Below are 2,267 nucleotides of genomic sequence, written 5' to 3'. Positions count from 1 at the left end.
CTTTACGGTTTTGTATGGTATTCTCGGTGTGTGCCATTATAAAACTTCCTCTCATTGTGAGTCTCGCAACTTCAATGATACACGAAATTTTATAATGGCATTTTTTTGTTTGAATTTAACTGGCTAACTTGATTGTACAACTAGCAAAATGAATATTCTTTTGATATTTTGCTAATATAATCCTTCCACATCTTTAAACACTTCCTTTAGAGTAGCTAATATTCTTCTATAACTAAATGGCCCTAGATTCTGGTACAGTGATGTCCTGCAATCGTACCAATTTGCTGAAGTCCTGATAAAATTTTGGAAGCATTGCTACCTGATTCCCTTTTTTATTAGAGCCAATATTAAGAAATGAATAAGTCCACCAATCATACCAAATAAGAACATAAAGGTTATTGGAAAAAGATCATATAGAACAACGCTTCCCAAAAGTCCTGCCAAGCTGCCGAAACCTGCAAATAATAATGCCTTTATCCAATTAGGATAACCTTTGAATCTAACAGAAAAATCAATGTACAACGAGATGGGAAATGCTGCAAACACAAAGAATGGGAATGAATAAAGAACCCCTAGTAAGACGGTTGGTCCAAAACCCCAAGAGTCTTCAAATGATAAAATCGAATAAATAGCCAATATTCCACCGAAAAGTATAGGAGAAATTAAAATCGCTAAAAAATAAAGAGAAAAGCGGTCAAAGGTTTCTTTATAGCTAGTCGTCATTTTTGAATTTCCTCATTTCCTTCCCAACAAATCCAGGAATTAATTTAACCAGATTGCTTTCCAAGTCTATACTCCGCAAATTGGTCCATTTCTTGAAAAGGGTGCAAATCCTTGTTAAAGAATCGCACCCTATTACTGAACTGAAGACCTTAACTATCTCTGCGTTTTCCATCCCCAATATTTTCCCACAATATGAACCTGCTTTGTATGCTGTATACAAAATTGACCATTTCGAACTAATTGAGTTCAGTTTTAAATTTTAATGTTTGATAATCTAAAACGAACGAACGATAAGAGCTTTCTTCACAGAACTTTAATTCGTTATTAATACAGAAACTTGCAAAAGATAAAAATTCCTTAGTCATTCCCTTTAAGTAATCCTCTTTAGGAATATTAACTACTTTGCTTAAATCATAATTCAATATGCCAGATGGTTCTTCTAATCTTAGATAAAACAAACCGTCTTTTTCTGACACGTCGACAATAAGCAAGGAATCTAGAAATACAATATTAATATTATCATCCATTTCGTTAATCAATAAAGGAGCAATAATTGTTTGCCACGTAAATAATAAATCTGTCGTTTCAAAATCTTGGGTAAATATAACTTCAGAATTATAAGTCGCAGTAATACAACCCTCTAAATAATCCCCTTCACTATCCTCTAAAATCATTTGGGCAGCTTGTTTAGCTAAAGGATCGTGTATAGATAAGAATTTTTCTTTTTTCGATGTCATGTATCCTAAATGGGGAAGATAATTTGATATATAACTTTTTATAATAAACGTTTCATTCACCTCTTTGTTCTGAATTCGATTTTCGATATAGACGCAATCGCTTATAAAGCAATCGCGCCCAATTCTAGAATAGGATTTACTGGCTCATCTTATAGTCCATTGATTCTTTTATCAGAAAAGCATTTTTAACAAAAAAGTAAATAAGTGTGGCCACCGCAAGTACAAAAGGTGCGTATAAAAGTTGAGTCATATTCCCAGCAGGAGCTTCAAATACCCAAGCCAAAGTATTATTTAACACTAAAACAGACGTTAAAAACAATAACTGTGCGACTAAATAACTTGCTAATAATGGTCTATAGATTTTGATGAACATCATTACAACACCCAAAATTGATAAAAGTAAAAATACGCTTTCAAAAACTAAAGCATAATTAGAAAGCGTTACAAGTTTGGAGAAAGCCACCTCTGTCATATCTACTTTATTAACAAATGATTTAATAAATTGAGATTTATAAATTTCAATTGATACGTAAGCTACATTAGAAATTAACATTAATAAGATAATAAATCGAAAAACGCTACTCTTTTGAAAAATATTTTCTTTTTTCATCTTATCCCACCTCTTTTTATACTATCATCTCAAAATAAATACTTACTTCAAGTTAAGTAGCAATAGGTAAGCCTTTGAAGTTATCTCCAACTTTTCCCCTGCTCCGCACGGAACGTGCCAGTTTCCAAGCATTCCGCGTTCCATCTAACGATGGTTTTATTAATTATAAGTTTCAAGTTACTCTTCTTGATTTGGGT

General features: G+C 32.5%; 3 protein-coding genes. All 3 read right to left on the bottom strand.

Going from position 1 to position 2,267, the window contains the following annotated elements; all coding sequences use genetic code 11:
- Positions 1-315: 315 nt before the first annotated feature.
- The 3 genes from ACXYMX_RS16950 to ACXYMX_RS16940 all read right to left on the bottom strand — a co-directional run bounded on the left by ACXYMX_RS16950 (position 316) and on the right by ACXYMX_RS16940 (position 2,070).
- Complete coding sequence (locus ACXYMX_RS16950) at positions 316-723, bottom strand: hypothetical protein (protein WP_459045425.1); 408 nt, start codon at positions 721-723, stop codon at positions 316-318.
- A 236-nt stretch (positions 724-959) separates the two neighbouring features.
- Entirely contained in the window at positions 960-1,460 is a 501-nt protein-coding gene (locus tag ACXYMX_RS16945; RefSeq protein ID WP_459045424.1) for a hypothetical protein, read from the bottom strand.
- A gap of 136 nt (positions 1,461-1,596) precedes the next feature.
- A complete protein-coding gene (locus tag ACXYMX_RS16940) occupies positions 1,597-2,070 on the bottom strand; it encodes a hypothetical protein (protein WP_459045423.1) in 474 nt (157 codons plus the stop codon).
- Positions 2,071-2,267 lie beyond the last annotated feature (197 nt).

It is taken from the genome of Sporosarcina sp. CAU 1771, assembly GCF_054482775.1.
This window is presented reverse-complemented; position numbering and strand designations above follow the sequence as displayed.